Here is a 16,274-nt window from a genome sequence, read left to right as displayed (position 1 = left end):
CGGTCTCAGGGTTGGGATTCGAGGAATGCGTGTTGCTTGGTGACCTGGTCAATGGCCATCAGCGTTTCCAGCAGGGCACGCATCTGGCCCAGGGGCCAGGCATTGGGGCCGTCGGACAGGGCTTCTTCCGGCCTGGGATGGGTTTCCATGAAGATGCCGGAAATGCCGACCGCCATCGCCGCGCGCGACAGCACCGGCACGAACTCGCGCTGGCCGCCGCTCTTGCCGCCGGCGCCGCCGGGCAGCTGCACCGAATGGGTCGCGTCGAACACCACCGGGCAGCCGGTGTCGCGCATCACCGCGAGGCTGCGCATGTCGCTGACCAGATTGTTGTAGCCGAAGCTGGCACCGCGCTCGCAGACCATGATGTCGGTGTTGCCGGTGGCCAACGCCTTGTCGGCGACGTGCTTCATCTCCCACGGCGACAGGAACTGGCCCTTCTTGACGTTGACCGGCTTGCCGGCGCTGGCGACTTTCTGGATGAAGTCGGTCTGCCGGCACAGGAACGCCGGGGTCTGCAGCACGTCGACCACCGAGGCGACCTCGTCCATCGGGGTGTACTCGTGGACATCGGTGAGCACTGGCACGCCGATCTGCTTCTTCACCTCGGCCAGCACCTTCAGGCCTTCCTCGATGCCCGGGCCGCGAAAGCCCGACACCGAGGTGCGGTTGGCCTTGTCGAAGCTGGACTTGAAGATGAAAGGGATGCCGAGCTCGTCGGTGATCTCCTTCAGCGTGCCGGCGGTGTCGAGTTGCAGTTGCATCGACTCGATCACGCAGGGGCCGGCAATCAGGAAGAACGGGCGGTCAAGGCCGATTTCGAATCCACAAAGCTTCATGCGTTCGCCTCTTTCAGCAGGCCGACAGCGGAGCTCTCGCCGGCGGCCCGGTCTTCATTGTGTTTGTGCTCGCGCGCGGCGCGGATGAAGCCCACGAACAGCGGGTGGCCATCGCGCGGAGTGGACAGGAATTCAGGATGCGCCTGGCACGCGAGGAACCAGGGATGCACCTCACGCGGCAGCTCGATCATCTCCACCAGCAAGTCATCCATCGACTTGGCGCTGATCACCAGCCCGGCGTCCTCCAACTGCGTGCGATAGCGGTTGTTGAACTCGTAGCGGTGGCGGTGGCGCTCGGCCACCACGTCCTTGCCGTACAACTCGTGGGCCAGGGTGCCCGGCTTCAGACGCTGCTCCTGCAGGCCCAGCCGCATGGTGCCGCCGAGGTCACCGTCTTCGCTGCGCCGCTCCACCTCACCGGTCGCGGTACGCCATTCGGTGATCAACCCGATCACCGGATGCGGGGTGGACTTGTCGTTTTCGGTGCTGTTGGCATCTTCCAGACCGGCCTGGTTCCGCGCGTAGTCGACCACGGCGGCCTGCATGCCATAGCAGATACCGAAATACGGGATGCCGGTCTCGCGCGCGTGCCGGGCGCCCAGGACCTTGCCCTCGAAACCGCGATCCCCAAAGCCGCCGGGCACCAGGATGCCATCGACGCCGGCCAACGCACTGGCACCACGCCGCTCGACATCGCTGGACTCCAGCCATTTCAACTTGACCTTGGTGCGCTGGCGCAAACCGCCGTGCTTGAGCGCTTCACCCACCGACTTGTAGGCGTCCTGGTGGTCGACGTATTTGCCGATGATCGCAATGGTGACTTCGTCGACCGGATTCTCAGCGGCCTCGACCACCGCATCCCACTCGGTCATGTCGGCGGGGCCGGCATCCAGCCGCAGGCGTTCCACGATCAGGTCGTCCAGCCCCTGCTCCTGGAAGCGGGCGGGCATCTTGTAGATGTTGTCCAGGTCGACCGCGGTGATCACCGCACGCTCGGACACGCTGGTGAACAGAGCGATCTTGCGACGCTCGCTGTCGGGCAACGGCTGCTCGGAACGGCACACCAGGATGTCGGGCTGGATACCGATGGAACGCAATTCCTTGACCGAGTGCTGGGTCGGCTTGGTCTTCAGCTCGCCGGCTGCGGCGATGAACGGCACCAGGGTCAGGTGCATGAACAGCGCCTTCTCGGGGCCGCGCTCGGTGCGGATCTGGCGGATTGCCTCAAGGAACGGCAGCGACTCGATATCACCCACCGTCCCGCCAATCTCGACCAGGCCGACATCAAAGCCGTCAGTCGCATCAAAAATACCGCGCTTGATCTCGTCGGTGATGTGCGGGATCACCTGCACGGTACCGCCCAGGTAGTCGCCGCGGCGCTCCTTGCGGATCACGTTTTCGTAGATCCGACCGGTGGTGATGGAGTTCTTGCGGCTCAGGCGGGTACGCACGTAACGCTCGTAGTGACCCAGGTCCAGGTCGGTCTCCGCGCCGTCGTCGGTGACATACACCTCGCCGTGCTGGAACGGACTCATCGTGCCCGGATCGACGTTGATATACGGATCGAGCTTCATCATCGTTACGCGCAAGCCGCGGGCTTCGAGGATGGCGGCCAGTGAGGCCGCCGCAATGCCCTTGCCGAGCGAAGACACCACGCCACCGGTGACGAAAATCAGGGGAGTCATGCGTTTTACTGCCGCTGGAAAGCCGTAGTTTACAGGCTGGACGCTCGCACCGCGACCGCTCGCTCCCCGAAAAAGCCGAACGCCCCGACCAGCGGGGCGTCCGGAACACGCTGATCGCCCGTCAGCTGCGCCAGTCTTCCTCTTCCGGTTCCACCGGCTGGTCTTCGTACTTCTGCTCAGCCTTGGCGTCCGCGTCGGTGTTTTCCGCGGCATTGGCATCGGTGCTCGCCTTCTCCACAGCCTTGGCCGGCTTGGAGGCATCTGCCGCCGAGTTGGTGGCCTGCGCGGCAGCGGCTGCGGCCTGAGCATCGGCGTCGGTACTCTGGGCGAAGGCGGCAGGGGCTGCGATCAACGCTGCGATCGCCATCGGCAACAGGAGCTTGCGAATATTCATCAGTAGGTTCTCCGTGAGCGGGTTGTGGGATGCGTTGCCGCTCCCCCACGCGACTTGGCGACCCTACCGCCTGACGCCATGCCCTTGCCTGAACACGCCGGAATTGACCGCGACCGGGATGTCCCGATGCACCCTCACCTTGACCATTACGGGTGGTGCCACGCATTCTGGCGAGCTTTCACCCATTTCTCTTTCCCGCCCGCTGCGCGCAATCGACCACTTGATGAACAACAGTTACAACGCCGCTGATATCGAAGTCCTTTCCGGCCTGGACCCCGTCCGACGTCGCCCGGGCATGTACACCGACACCACCCGCCCGAACCACCTGGCGCAGGAGGTGATCGACAATGCGGTCGACGAAGCGCTGGGCGGTCACGCGAAGACCGTCGAGGTGGTCATGCATGCCGACGGCAGCTGCGAGATCAGCGATGACGGGCGCGGCATGCCGGTCGATATCCACCCGGAGGAAGGTATCCCCGGCGTCGAGTTGATCATGACCCGGCTGCACGCGGGCGGAAAATTCAACCACAAGAACTATGCGTTCTCCGGCGGCTTGCACGGCGTCGGCGTCAGCGTGGTCAACGCGTTGTCGACCCGGCTGGATCTGTATATCAAGCGCGGTGGCAACGAGTACCGGATCAGTTTCGCCGATGGCGACCGCGCCTCACCGCTGGAAGTGGTCGGCAGTGTCGGCAGGAAGAACACCGGCACCCGGCTGCATTTCTGGCCCGACCCGAAGTACTTCGACACGTCCAAGTTCAACCTGCGCTCATTGAAGCACCTGCTGCGGGCCAAGGCGGTGCTGTGCCCCGGCTTGACGGTAAGGCTGAATGACGTTGCCAGCGGCGAGAACGTCGAATGGCATTACCGGGACGGTCTGAGCGACTACCTGCTCGACGAGTTGAGCGCCGACCAGCCCAAGCGCGAGCTGCTACCGCCCGAATTGTTCCTTGGCAGCTCCAGCAAGGACACCGAGACCGCGGACTGGGCAGTGGCCTGGGCACCGGATGGCGAACTGGTACAGGAAAGTTACGTCAACCTGATCCCGACCGCGCAGCACGGCACCCATGTCAATGGCCTGCGCAGCGGGTTCACCGATGCATTGCGCGCGTTCTGCGATATCCGCAGCCTGCTCCCCCGCGGCGTCAAGCTGGCGCCAGAGGATGTATGGGACCGGGTCGCCTTCGTGCTCAGCATCAAATTGCTGGACCCGCAGTTCAGTGGCCAGACCAAGGAACGACTGAGCTCGCGCCAGGCAGCCGGCTTCGTGGAAGCCGCCGCGCAGGACGCCTTCACCCTGTGGCTGAACCAGAACGTCGAACTGGGCGAGAAGATCGCCCAGCTGGCAATCGAGCGTGCCAGCGCACGGCTGAAAACGGAAAAGCAGATCACCCGCAAGAAGGTCACCCAGGGACCGGCTTTGCCCGGGAAGCTGGCCGATTGCATCAGCCAGGACCTGTCGCGCACCGAGCTGTTCCTGGTCGAGGGCGACTCGGCAGGTGGCAGCGCCCGGCAGGCCCGCGACAAGGATTTCCAGGCGATCCTGCCGTTGCGCGGCAAGATCCTGAACACCTGGGAGGTCGCCTCGGGCAGCGTGCTGGCCTCGCAGGAAGTCCACGACCTGGCGGTCGCGATCGGCTGCGACCCCGGCAAGGACGACATCACCGGCCTGCGTTACGGCAAGGTCATCATCCTGGCCGACGCGGACTCCGACGGCCTGCACATCGCGACCCTGCTGTGCGCCTTGTTCCTGCAGCACTTTCCCGCCCTGGTAGCCGCCGGTCATGTGTTCGTGGCGATGCCGCCGTTGTTCCGGATCGACCTCGGCAAGCAGGTGTTCTACGCCTTGGACGAGGAGGAAAAGCGGATCCTGCTGGAGAAGATCGAACGCGAGAAAGCGCAACGCAAGAAGGGCTCGTCGGGCGCCGTCCACGTCACTCGCTTCAAGGGCCTGGGCGAAATGAACCCGTCGCAGTTGCGCGAATCGACCGTCCACCCCGACACCCGCCGATTGGTGCAATTGACCGTCGATGATGCGCAGGCGACCCACGCGCTGATGGACATGCTGCTGGCCCGCAAACGTGCCGGCGACCGCAAGGCGTGGCTGGAAGACAAGGGCGACCTGGCGACACTCGAGGTGTGACGGCAACGCGGGCCGACGGGATTGGTTGGTTCGTTCGGCTCGTGCGTGCGGCGCAATGCGCTTTGCTTATTGCGCCCTACGATTCCCCGGCAACCGAAGCAATCGGAACGTAGGGTGTATTAGCCAACGGCGTAATACACCACCCGTCAACCAAGGGCGGCCTCAAGGAGCCGGCGCAAAACGATCTGCAACCGCGTCGCCTTGTCTTCCTGGTACTCCCGCGACTCCTCGTCCATGTAGCAGCGCTGGCTGATCTCCAGCTGCACCGCGTCGATCCCGCGAGCGGGGTCGCCGTAGTAACGGGTGATGTGACCGCCCTTGAAGCGCCCGTTGGCAACCCAGTCGTACTCATCCTGTCCGGCAAGCACCGCTTCCAGTTGCGCCTGCTGCAGCGGCGAGCAACTGGTGCCCGTCGCGGTGCCGAGGTTGAGGTCGGGGAGTCGTCCTTCGAACAGGAACGGCAATTCGCTGCCCCGGATCGAGTGGCCCTCCCACAGCAGTGCACGGCCATGCTCGTCGCGGATCCGCTTGAGTTCGCCAGCCAACGCGGCATGGTATGGCTGCCAGTACTCCTCGACCCGCGCAGCAACCCCGGCGGCCGTGGGCTCCTGCCCGGGCAGGTACACCGGCTCGCCATTGAAGCGAGTCGTCGGGCACAGGCCAGTGGTGTTTTGTCCCGGATACAGCGAGGTGTCATCGGCCGGCCGATTGAGATCGACCACGTAGCGGGAGTACCTGGGCACCAGTACCGATGCACCCAACTCGCGTGCAAACGCGTACAGGCGCGACACATGCCAATCGGTATCGGGGGCGCTTCTGGCCTCCGGTGTCATCGCCGCGGCCAGCGAGTCCGGGATCGCACTGCCATCGTGGGGCAGGCTCACCAGCAAAGGCGCACTGCCCCGGTGGAGTTCGAAAATATCCATGGTCGTAGTGTATTGGGTCTTGCTCAACCCATCAGCACGACTTCTTCGGCGCTGGTCGGATGGATGGCGACGGTGTCGCGCAGGTCGGCCAGGGTGATACCGCGCTTGAGCGCCACCGCGAACCCTTGCAGGATCTCGTCGGCCGCCTCGCCCAGCAGGTGAATGCCGACCACCCGCCGCTCGTCGCCCACGCAGACCAGCTTGAACACGCTGCGCTGCGGCGCGTCGACCAGTGCCTGCAACATCGGCCTGAAGCTGGCGCGGGCGACATACACCTCGTCGCCGTACTTCTCCCGCGCCCTCGCCTCGGTCAGCCCGACCTTGCCAATCGGCGGATGGCTGAATACCACCGTGGGGATATCGTCCTGGTCCAAGGGCGCATCCTGGTCGGCATACAGCCGATCCATCAGCCGCCGCGCGGCGGCGATTGCGACCGGCGTCAGTGGGAGGTTGGCGGTGACGTCGCCGACCGCGAAGACGCTGGTCGCCGACGTCGCATGACGCTCGTCAACGACGATGTGGCCACGCTCATCGATGGCGACCCCGGCCGCATCCAGCCCCAGCGCCTCGGTATTGGGCCAGCGCCCGGTGGCAAACAGCACTTGATCGAAACCCTCGTGGCTTGCGCCTTGACCACGGACGCGGATGCCCTCACCGGTCTTTTCCAGCGCCGTCACCTCGCAGTTGAAATGCAGGTGGATGCCGGCCTGGCGGTAATCCTCGGCCAACTGCGTGGACAGCTCCTGGTCAAAGCTCTGGATCAATCGCGAGCCACGGACAAACAGCTCGACCTTGCTGCCCAGCGCTTGCAACACACCCGCCAGTTCGATCGCGACGTAACCACCGCCGACCAGCGCCACCTGCGACGGCGGCGCGCACCAGTGAAAGAAATCATCCGACGTGCCGCCCAGCTCGGCGCAGGGGATATCAAGCTTGCGGGCATGGCCGCCGGTGGCGATGAGCAGCCGTTGCGCACGCAGGACCACGCCGTCGTCGCACTGCACGGTGTTGGCGTCCCGCAAGCGGGCGCGGACCGGCAACGCGGCGATGCCGGCTTTGTCCAGTCGCGTGCGGTAGCTCTCGTGGATGTTGCTGATATAGCGTTGGCGATGGGCAATGAAAGTCGGCCAGTCGAGCGCGCAGTCCTTCACTGCAAAGCCCAGCGCCTTGGCAGTCACCAGCTTCTGGGCGACGTCGGCCGCCAGCCACATTGCCTTCTTGGGGACGCAGCCGGCGTTGACACAGGTCCCGCCCAGCGGGCCGGGCTCCAGCAATGCCACGCTGGCACCGTGCTCGGCGGCGCGAAATGCGCCGGCCAGGCCACCCGAGCCGCCACCGATCACGATCAGGTCGAAGTCTTGTTGCATGGATCACTCCTTCTGGATGGCCTCGCCATCTTGCCGCGGCGGATGTCAGGCCAGTGTCAGCCCGATCGGCCCGCTACACGAACCGGTCGGGTACAAATGGCGTGGGATCGACGGCCGGCGCGCGCCCGGTCATCAAATCGGCAACCAGCTGCCCGGTCCCGGCACTCATGCTGACCCCCATCATGCCGTGGCCGGTCGCCAGCCACAGCCGTCGATGGCCGGGTGCGCGACCGATGATCGGGATGTCGTCGCAGCTCATTGGCCGCCAGCCACACCAGCGCTCACGCACCTGGGCACCAACGGGCTCGCGCAGGTACTCGCCAGCGCCGCGCTCCAGCGCCGCCAAACGGGACGGGTTGAGGCTGTCGTCGAAACCGCTGAACTCCATCGTGCTGCCGAGCCGGAAGCCACTCTCCCACGTAGTCACGCAGACCGAGCGCTCGCGCAGCACCAACGGCCGCCTGGGCACCAGTGTCGGCGACGAGTAGGTGATCGAGTAGCCCTTGCCCGGTTGCATCGCCGCGCCCAGCCACGCGGTTCCAATCGCCTGCGCCAATCGCGGTGACCAGGCGCCGGTGGCGATCACCACCTCCCGGGCGTGCACGATTCCCTGGCCGGTGTGCACGGCCAGGCCGTCGCGACCTTCTTCCAGCGACAGCAACGCACAGTGTTCGTCGATTATCCCGCCATGCTCGCGAACCACGCGCGCCAGCTCGTCCACGTAACGGTCCGGCCGCAACACCGCGTCGCCGGAGAACCGGATCGCGCCGGCGACACCGGGTTTCACCGCCGGCTCCATGGTCTGGTAATCCGGGCCGGCAAATACCTCCACCGCCACACCCAGCTCCCGCAAAAAGCCCAGCTCCTTCTGACCGTCCTCGAACGACTGCGCGTTTCGATAGACATAGTCCTCACCGGACTGGGCGAACTCGCAGGCCATCGAGTAGCCCTCCACCCACTGCACCAGGCGCGCCCGGGAGTCGTTCAACAGCGAGGACTTGGACCGTGCGCTGGCTTCCCAGTCGTCCCGGTTGCAACGCCCGGCGAAGCGCCACAGCCAGCGCCACAGCGCCGTATCCACGCGCGGACGGATGTATAGCGGGGCATCGGGACGCAGCATCATCGCCAACGCCGTGCGCACCATTCCCGGCGCGGCGAGCGGTGGCGCATGGCTGGGAGTGATGGTGCCGCAGTTGCCGTGCGAGCTGCCGCTACCGATCTGCCCGGCTTCGATCACGCGCACGCCGCGCCCCGCTTCAAGCAGGGCCAGCGCCGAGGCCAGGCCGATCACTCCGGCACCGACCACGACCACGTCTTCGTGATGCTCCATGACGCCAGTTTACGCGGTCAATCCATCACCGGAGACCGCCGCGGGATCTATTGAACGCCTATCGAACGCCGCATCGGTGGCCACTGCCAATAGCTGAAGGCACGCCACAGCCATTCCAGCGGACCGTAGCGGAACCGCCCCAGCCACCAGCTGCTGGCCAGCAGTTGCGCGCCGAATACAAGCAACACGCCAAGTACTTGCCACGCCCGCGAAACCTCGCCCCACAGCCCCAACCCATACCCGTAGAACACCAGCGTGCCGATGACCGATTGCGCCAGGTACTGGGTCAACGCCATCCGCCCGGCCGGCGCGAACACGCGCAGCCATGTCGCGCGATGCAATGCCAGCACCACCACCGCCACATACGCCAGCGACATCAACGGCGCACCGGCCATATGCAATGTCATCGCCACCACCTGCTCGCCACTGGGCCGGGCCCCACCAGGGTCACTATCGATTGCGAGACTGGCCGCGGTGAGCGCCAGGCCGGCCAGGCCACCGAACCAGGCCAACGACACCCATAACCGGCGATGGGCCTGCGGCCGCCCGATCGCGCCACTGCGCACCAACCAGGCGCCCAGCAGGAACATGCCCAATACCAGCGGGACCAGGAATACGTTGAGGCCGAGCACATGGGCGAAATAACGCCATCGCACCGCGATTGCGTCGGCGTAACTGCCGGCGGAGTACGCGGCAACCTCGGCGTCGCGCAGGGCTGCCACCGCTACCGCGCCCTGGACGGCATCCGGGCCGGAGGCGACGTCACCGTCGAGCATCATCGTCGCCCCGCCCAGCAACATCACTCCCACCAGTACCGCCCACAGGCCGGCGCCCCACTTCCACAAATCGTCGGTCGCGGTGTGCCGGAACAACAGCAGTGCCACCGCCGTCACCGCGTACGACACCAGGATGTCGCCGGCCCAGATCAACCACGCGTGGGCCAGGCCGATCAACAGCAGGCCGAACGTCCGTCGCAGATACAACGGCGCGAAACTGCGGCCTGCGGACTGCGCACGATCGAGCATGATCGCGAACCCCATCCCGAACAGCAGCGAGAACAGGGTCCAGAACTTGCCACGCACGAACACGTAGACAAACGCATCCGCCAGCCAGTCCAACCCGCGCTGCCCGGGACCGATGCCTTGCTCCATCCCCGCCAGCGGCGCAGTGAAATACTCGACATTCATCAACGCAATGCCGAGCAGCGCCAGCCCGCGCAACACGTCCAGGCTGTCGATCCGTTCCGACGGCGCCATTGGCGCCAACACGGTGGAAATCATGACGCTACTCCGGGGCCAGGCGGCCAGCCGATGCTGCGGTCAGTGCTGGTGACCGCCGTCGCCGTGGACGTGACCGTGGTCGATTTCCTCGGCGCTGGCCTCGCGAACATCGACGATCTCGATATCGAAGCTCAGGTCCTTGCCGGCCATGGGATGGTTGAGGTCGACGTCGACCACGCTCATGCCGACCTTCTGCACCGTCACCGGGCGCGGACCGAACTTGGTCTGCAGCGCGACCTGCATCCCCGGTGCCAGGCGGGTGTTCTTGAAATACTTTTTCGGCACGCGCTGGGTCAACCCGGGCTGGGCCTCGCCGTAGGCCTGTGCGGCGACCACGTCGGCGGTGAACTTCTCGCCGGCTTCGTGGCCTTCCATCGCCTGCTCCAGGCCGGGAATGATATTGCCGTGGCCGACCAGGATCATCAGCGGCTCGCGCCCTTCCGAACTCTCGAGGGATTCCTTGCCTTGCTCGGCGACGGAATAGTGGAAGCTGACAACGCGATCTTTCTCGATTTTCATGGCACGACTCAGATGGGCGGGACGGTAGGGATGCATCGCAGCGCGGATGGCACCAGATGCCTGGCCGCGGCGGATGGTTGCCGCCATCCGCGCCAGCAGCGAAGCTATGAGGATGACGAAAGCCGCGTATTATCCCGGGATCACCGCCCTTGCGCCAGCGCAAAGCCTGCCAGCGCAATGGACACGGTTGCTTTTACTGTCGCTTGCCGGGGTGTTGCTGGCCAGTTGCGGCGGGGGCGAACAGAGCGTTCGCAGCACTGCGCCACCACCCAGTTCGCACGATTGGACGGTAGTAGCCCCGGCCAATCCTGCGGCCTCCAACGCGGTATTGATGCGCGCGATCAGCCTGGTGGGCACGCCATATAAATGGGGCGGCAATACTCCGCAGTCGGGCTTCGACTGCAGCGGGCTGGTCAACTATGTCTACCAGGACATGTTGCAGATCGACCTGCCGCGCACTTCCAGCGCGCTGGCCGCCTATCAGGGCCCACGCATCAAACCCAAACAACTGACGGCCGGAGACCTGGTTTTTTTCGGCAGCGGCGGTCACGTCAGTCACGTCGGCATCTACGTGGGAAACGGTCGTTTCGTGCACGCACCCAGCAACGGCGGCACGGTGCGGCTGGACCATCTGGACGGTTACTACTGGCGCGACCATTACAGCGGCGCAAAACGGGTGGTTCGCTGACCGGTCGGTAAAAACGTGAACTGCGTTGCTTCTTATTCACAAATTTTTAACGACATCTAAACCCATCACGCCGTTTTCATGTGCATCATCCCTCGTTGGATCACAAAGTGATGACCGCGTGACAATTCAGATCCACGGCCAAGGCCGTACCGCTTGCACCTCTTCACGCCGCGCATCCGCCCGCTACCGCTTCCTGCTGGGCTGCATGTTGTCCGTTGCGATGATGCCCGCGTTCGCCACCGAAGCGGCGCCGGGGCCTGGATCCATCGAGATGCCGGTGTTGATGCCCGACGCGATGACCTTGCCTGATCGCGCACTCAGCCTGGCCGGGGATATCAGCGGCATGCTGGCATCGGGCAAGACCGCCGCCGCCGCTGCCGATTACACCCCGCCCGACCGAGAGGCCAAAACCCTCCTGCAACGCACCCTGACCCTGTTGGGCACCCCGTACCGTTGGGGCGGCACCTCGCCCGACAAGGGGTTCGATTGCAGCGGACTGGTCAGTTACGTGTTCCAGAACGCATTGGGTATCGACCTGCCGCGAGTCTCGCGCGAACAAGCCAATGCTGGCGAGCCGGTCACCGATAAATCCGAATTGGCCGAAGGCGACCTGGTGTTTTTCGGCCGTCGCGGCAGGGTCGACCACGTCGGCATCTACCTCGGCGAAGGACGCTTCGTACACGCGCCAAGCACCGGCAAGGACGTGATGGTGTCCGACCTCGACAGCGGCTACTGGAGCGGCAAGTACCTGCAGGCACGCCGGGTCGCCGGGATCTGAGTTCGTCCAGCCATCTGGTCGCAAGCGAAGGCCGCCCCTCGGGCGGCTTTGTCGTATCCGGAGCGCGCTCCTACGGTTCCCCGGCCAACCGGTAGCGTTCGACCGTCTGCTCGATCCCCTTGCTCAACTCCATCACCTGCATCGCATACTCGGCCAGCTTGCGGTCGTGCTCGCCGGCCGGCGTCCAGTCCGGCACCCGGGACGGCTTGCCCTCGACGCCATCGAGCGCGACGAACACGATCACGCAATGGGTGCACAGGCGCGGCTCGCCGCCCATCGGGTCGCGCGCGCTGACCTCGACCGCGAAGTGCATGCTGCTGGTGCCGGTATGGACCAGTTGGGTGCGCACCGTGACCAGGTCGCTGATCCGGATCGGGGCCACGAACCGGATCCCGCCGACCGCCACGGTCACGCTGTAGGTACCGCTCCAGCCGACCGCCGCGGCATAGCCGGCCTGGTCGATCCACTTCATCACCACCCCGCCATGGACCTTGCCGCCGTAGTTGACGTCGGCCGGCTCGGCGAGGAAGCGCATCGTCAACTCGCGTTGCTGGCCCTTCATGCCGGCAACCAGCGAGTAGCGTCGAACCGGATGGCACCGGCGGAGCCGCCGTGGACGAATGCCGTCATCTGCCTCTCCCTTGTTGCATGCTTTCCATTGCTGATTATGCGCACATCCGATCAAACACCGGTTTCGTGCGCTGCGATCTGGCCGCGGCGGGCACGATCGCCGACACTGTCGTGCCCAACGGCCACTTCCCACATGTCGAACTTCCTGCATAGCCATGCCCACGCGGATCACGCCGGTCCGCTGGCCACGATCCGGCGTGCGGCGGGCGCGACCCGGGCCGAACAACGCAAGGCGGCCGACTGATGCCCTATTGCCCCATCGTTGCCACCCTCGGCTACGTGTTGTCGCCCGACGGCCGCGAAGTGCTGTTGGTCCACCGAAACGCGCGCGCCGACGACCAGCACCTGGGCAAATACAACGGACTGGGCGGCAAGCTTGAAGCCGACGAGGACGTGGTCGCCGGCATGCGTCGGGAGATTTTCGAGGAGGCCGGCATCGAGTGCGACCAGCTCAGCCTGCGCGGGACCATCAGCTGGCCCGGTTTCGGCCCCAATGGCGAGGACTGGTTCGGCTTCGTGTTCCTGATCACCCGGTTCACCGGCACGCCGTTCACCAGCAACGTCGAGGGATCCCTGGAGTGGGTGCCGGTTGAACGCCTGCACGAACTTCCAATGTGGGAAGGCGACCGCGAGTTCCTGCCACTGATCTTCGACGGCAACCCACTCGCGTTCCACGGCGTGATGCCCTATCAGGACGGCGCCATGGTCTCGTGGCGATACTCGCGAGCGTAGGTCGCGTCGGTGCAATGGTTACCCGGCATAATCGGAGCATTCCGATCAAGGGTCCTACCGATGTCCACACTGCGCAGTGCCTGCCTCGTCCTGGCTCCTACCCTGCTCGTCGCCGCCTGCGCGACTACCTCACCCACGCGCACTTCTGTCGCCGACGCCATCCTCCAGGTCAGCGTGCCGTCGATCGAGCACCCGCAGGGCGAGACGGCCGCCTGGTGGTTCCTTGATGGCGCCGCCCAGGCCGCCGAGCGCGGCGCGATGGAAGGCCAGGCAAAGAACGTGATCCTGTTTGTCGGCGACGGGATGAGCCTGCCAACGGTGGCCGCCGCGCGCATTCTCGAAGGCCAGCTCAAAGGCACGCCGGGCGAACGCAACCGCCTGAGCTGGGAGCATTTTCCCGCCACGGCGCTGAGCAAGACCTACAACACCGACCAGCAAACCCCCGACTCGGCAGGCACCATGAGTGCGATGGCCACCGGGGTAAAGACCCGCGCCGGGGTGATCAGCATTGGCCAATCCGCCAAATTCGGCGACTGCGCAGGCGGGTTGGCGGCACCGATGGCCACCCTGTGGGAATTGGCAGCGGCCAGCGGCATGGCTACCGGCGTGGTCACCACCGCCCGGACCACCCATGCAACCCCGGCAGCGACGGCCAGCCATTCGGCCAGCCGCAATTGGGAGAGCGATGCCGCGATGTCGACCGAGGCGAAGGCTGCCGGCTGCATCGATATCGCTCGCCAGATGATCGAGTCGCCGTACGGCAATGGCCTGGACGTGCTGATGGGCGGCGGCCGCACCAATTTCATGCGTACGGACCAGGTGGACCCCGAATACCCCGACAAGTCCGGCCGACGCGAGGACGGTCATGACCTGATCGCCACCTGGCAGCAGCGCCATCCTGGCGGCGCCTACGTGTGGAACGCGGCGCAGTTCGCGGCCGCGCCTGCCGGTGCACCACTGCTGGGGCTGTTCGAGCCAAGCCACATGCAATACGAAAACGACCGCCCCGATGACGCCGCTGGTGAGCCGAGCCTGGCGGAAATGACCCGCGCCGCGATCACCCGCCTGGCCGGCAATCCCAACGGCTACGTGTTGCTGGTCGAGGCAGGCCGGATCGACCATGCCCACCATGACGGCAACGCCTACCGGGCGCTGACCGACACCATTGCCATGAGCCAGGCGGTCGAGGAGGCGGCCCGGCTGACGTCGACCGATGACACCCTCATCATGGTCACCGCCGATCACGCCCATACCCTCAGCTTTGTCGGCTACCCGGCGCGCGGCAACCCGATCCTCGGCAAGGTCCGCGAAGCCGACAAGGACGGTGAGCTGGAGCTGGCGCAAGACGCCCGCGGCATGCCCTACACCACGCTCAGCTATGCCAACGGACCCGGCTATACCGGCGCCAGCGACCGCCAGGCCGCCGGCCCCAAGACCTTCCCGCACGGCCCGAAGGATTATTCTGCCGCGATCGGCCGGCCGGACCTGACCGACGTCGACACCGCCGCACCCGACTACATGCAGGAAGCACTGGTCCCCACCAGCTCAGAATCCCATGGCGGCGACGACGTCGGCATCTGGGCAAGCGGCCCCGGCAGCACGGCGGTGCGTGGCAGCGTGGAGCAGAACACCATCTTCCACTTCCTGCTGCAGTCCACCCCGCATCTGCGCCAGGCCGTGTGCAAGGCCGGCCACTGCAACTCCGACGGCGTGCCGGTGGAGTTGCCGGTGGCGGACGCCCTCACCGTAGACTGAGGCGCGTAATGACGGGTGCTGGCCTAGAACGGCTTGGCCAGCACCAGCCAGACGATCATGATCAACAGCACTACCGGGACTTCATTGAACCAGCGCAATGCCCTGGACGAGGGCAACTGACGGCCGGCATCCACACCCTTCAGCCAACGACCGCTGACGATGTAGTAACCCAGCAGCACCACCACCAGCAGCAGTTTGGCGTGCAGCCAGGCGCCGCTGATCCCGAAATGCATCCACAGCGCCAAACCCAGGATCACCGCCAGCCCGAACATCACGTGGCCAAAACGATACAGCCGCTTGCCCATCAGGGTCAGCCGGGAACGCACCGACGGCTCATCCCCTGCCTCGGCGATGTTGACCAGGATCCGCGGCAGGTAGAACACCGCTGCCATCCAGGCAATCACGAATACAAGGTGGAACGTCTTCGTCCAGAGATAGGCATTCATGCAGTCGAGATCCTCGGTGGGTTGGGCGCGTGTTTGGCATGTCGTCGGCTAGGATGACACGACGCATTGCCGACCGGGCCATGCGACCGCGTCGCTTTCATCCTGGACTCCCACTGCCGCAGCAAAACCCATGACCAAGCAGTACGACCAAGCCTATTTCGACCAGTGGTACCGCAACCGCACCTCGGGCGACAAGGCGATCAGCGGGCCCGCAAGGCTCTCACGCAAGGTAGCCATGGCGGTCGCTACCGCTGAGTACCATCTGGAACGCCCGATCCGCAGCGTGCTCGATATCGGCTGCGGTGAAGGCGGCTGGCGCGCGCCGTTGTTGAAGTTGCGGCCGAACCTGCAGTACCTGGGCTTTGACAGCAGCCGGTACGCCATCACCCGGTTTGGTCCGCGGCGTAACCTGCACTACGCACGTTTCGCCGACTTCGAGCACCTGCGCCCCTGCGCACCGGTCGACCTGCTGGTGTGCAGCGACGTACTGCACTACCTGCCAAGTCGTGAACTGGACCGTGGCCTGCCGGCATTGGCCGATCTTTGCGGCGGCATCGCCTTCCTGGAAACCTTCACCCGCAGCGACGGGATCGACGGTGACACCGATGGCTTCAAGGCACGACCGGCCAGTTTCTATAGAAAACGCTTCGCGCGTATCGGTCTGCAGGCCCTGGGTTCACACCTTTGGCTGAGCCCGGAGCGATGCGCTGACGCCGCCGCACTGGAGTTGCCGGCCTGAAGAAGGTGACCTGCGTCCCCCGG

16 protein-coding genes are annotated in these 16,274 nt (G+C 65.3%); 6 read left to right on the top strand and 10 right to left on the bottom strand.

Translation table 11 applies throughout. The annotated features are described in order from the left end of the window. Positions 1 to 5: 5 nt before the first annotated feature. The 3 genes from kdsA to ACW7G0_RS02675 all read right to left on the bottom strand — a co-directional run bounded on the left by kdsA (position 6) and on the right by ACW7G0_RS02675 (position 2,918). On the bottom strand, positions 6 to 839 hold the full coding sequence (gene kdsA / locus ACW7G0_RS02685) for a 3-deoxy-8-phosphooctulonate synthase (RefSeq protein ID WP_456987468.1): 834 nt from the start codon (positions 837 to 839) through the stop codon (positions 6 to 8). After that, complete coding sequence (locus ACW7G0_RS02680; protein ID WP_456987466.1) at positions 836 to 2,524, bottom strand: CTP synthase; 1,689 nt, start codon at positions 2,522 to 2,524, stop codon at positions 836 to 838. The genes kdsA and ACW7G0_RS02680 overlap by 4 nt, the downstream gene beginning before the upstream one ends. 121 nt (positions 2,525 to 2,645) lie before the next feature. Then, on the bottom strand, positions 2,646 to 2,918 hold the full coding sequence (locus ACW7G0_RS02675) for a hypothetical protein (protein ID WP_456987465.1): 273 nt from the start codon (positions 2,916 to 2,918) through the stop codon (positions 2,646 to 2,648). Positions 2,919 to 3,141: 223 nt separating this feature from the next. On the opposite strand from ACW7G0_RS02675, the gene parE reads away from it, so the two are divergent. Then, positions 3,142 to 5,061: a DNA topoisomerase IV subunit B gene (parE, locus tag ACW7G0_RS02670; RefSeq protein WP_456987463.1), complete on the top strand. Its 1,920-nt coding sequence runs from the start codon at positions 3,142 to 3,144 to the stop codon at positions 5,059 to 5,061. Between the two features lie 146 nt (positions 5,062 to 5,207). Here the strand turns inward: parE and hutG are convergent, their stop codons facing one another. The 5 genes from hutG to ACW7G0_RS02645 form a co-directional block, all read right to left on the bottom strand. Then, positions 5,208 to 5,987, bottom strand: coding sequence for an N-formylglutamate deformylase (gene hutG, locus ACW7G0_RS02665; protein ID WP_456987462.1), 780 nt, complete (start codon positions 5,985 to 5,987; stop codon positions 5,208 to 5,210). A gap of 23 nt (positions 5,988 to 6,010) precedes the next feature. Next, positions 6,011 to 7,354, bottom strand: a complete 1,344-nt coding sequence (gene gorA, locus ACW7G0_RS02660; protein WP_456987460.1) for a glutathione-disulfide reductase — start codon at positions 7,352 to 7,354, stop codon at positions 6,011 to 6,013. 73 nt (positions 7,355 to 7,427) lie between these two features. Next, on the bottom strand, positions 7,428 to 8,684 hold the full coding sequence (locus ACW7G0_RS02655; RefSeq protein WP_456987459.1) for an NAD(P)/FAD-dependent oxidoreductase: 1,257 nt from the start codon (positions 8,682 to 8,684) through the stop codon (positions 7,428 to 7,430). A 47-nt stretch (positions 8,685 to 8,731) separates the two neighbouring features. Beyond that, positions 8,732 to 9,964 carry a DUF418 domain-containing protein gene (locus tag ACW7G0_RS02650; RefSeq protein ID WP_456987458.1) on the bottom strand — a complete coding sequence of 411 codons (1,233 nt, stop codon included), beginning with the start codon at positions 9,962 to 9,964 and terminating at the stop codon, positions 8,732 to 8,734. A 39-nt stretch (positions 9,965 to 10,003) separates the two neighbouring features. Beyond that, the gene (locus ACW7G0_RS02645) at positions 10,004 to 10,483 is read right to left on the bottom strand and encodes an FKBP-type peptidyl-prolyl cis-trans isomerase (protein WP_456987456.1); all 480 of its coding nucleotides are present in this window, start codon (positions 10,481 to 10,483) and stop codon (positions 10,004 to 10,006) included. A gap of 106 nt (positions 10,484 to 10,589) precedes the next feature. Between ACW7G0_RS02645 and ACW7G0_RS02640 the strand changes: the two genes are divergently transcribed. Further along, entirely contained in the window at positions 10,590 to 11,171 is a 582-nt protein-coding gene (locus tag ACW7G0_RS02640) for a C40 family peptidase (RefSeq protein ID WP_456987455.1), read from the top strand. A 118-nt stretch (positions 11,172 to 11,289) separates the two neighbouring features. After that, on the top strand, positions 11,290 to 11,949 hold the full coding sequence (locus ACW7G0_RS02635) for a C40 family peptidase (protein ID WP_456987453.1): 660 nt from the start codon (positions 11,290 to 11,292) through the stop codon (positions 11,947 to 11,949). A 70-nt stretch (positions 11,950 to 12,019) separates the two neighbouring features. Here ACW7G0_RS02635 and ACW7G0_RS02630 read toward each other — a convergent pair whose 3' ends face one another. Further along, positions 12,020 to 12,511: an acyl-CoA thioesterase gene (locus ACW7G0_RS02630; protein ID WP_456962143.1), complete on the bottom strand. Its 492-nt coding sequence runs from the start codon at positions 12,509 to 12,511 to the stop codon at positions 12,020 to 12,022. A 311-nt stretch (positions 12,512 to 12,822) separates the two neighbouring features. Here ACW7G0_RS02630 and ACW7G0_RS02625 point away from each other — a divergent pair, with 311 nt between their 5' ends. Both ACW7G0_RS02625 and ACW7G0_RS02620 read left to right on the top strand, forming a co-directional pair. Beyond that, a complete protein-coding gene (locus tag ACW7G0_RS02625; protein ID WP_456987451.1) occupies positions 12,823 to 13,311 on the top strand; it encodes an NUDIX hydrolase in 489 nt (162 codons plus the stop codon). 60 nt (positions 13,312 to 13,371) lie between these two features. Then, positions 13,372 to 15,066, top strand: coding sequence for an alkaline phosphatase (locus tag ACW7G0_RS02620; RefSeq protein ID WP_456987450.1), 1,695 nt, complete (start codon positions 13,372 to 13,374; stop codon positions 15,064 to 15,066). Between the two features lie 23 nt (positions 15,067 to 15,089). On the opposite strand, the gene ACW7G0_RS02615 is transcribed toward ACW7G0_RS02620, so the two are convergent. Beyond that, entirely contained in the window at positions 15,090 to 15,512 is a 423-nt protein-coding gene (locus tag ACW7G0_RS02615) for a CopD family protein (RefSeq protein ID WP_456987448.1), read from the bottom strand. Positions 15,513 to 15,642: 130 nt separating this feature from the next. On the opposite strand from ACW7G0_RS02615, the gene ACW7G0_RS02610 reads away from it, so the two are divergent. After that, on the top strand, positions 15,643 to 16,251 hold the full coding sequence (locus ACW7G0_RS02610; RefSeq protein WP_456987446.1) for a class I SAM-dependent DNA methyltransferase: 609 nt from the start codon (positions 15,643 to 15,645) through the stop codon (positions 16,249 to 16,251). Positions 16,252 to 16,274: the final 23 nt, after the last annotated feature.

Source organism: Lysobacter sp. A286, from assembly GCF_054052105.1.
This window is presented reverse-complemented; position numbering and strand designations above follow the sequence as displayed.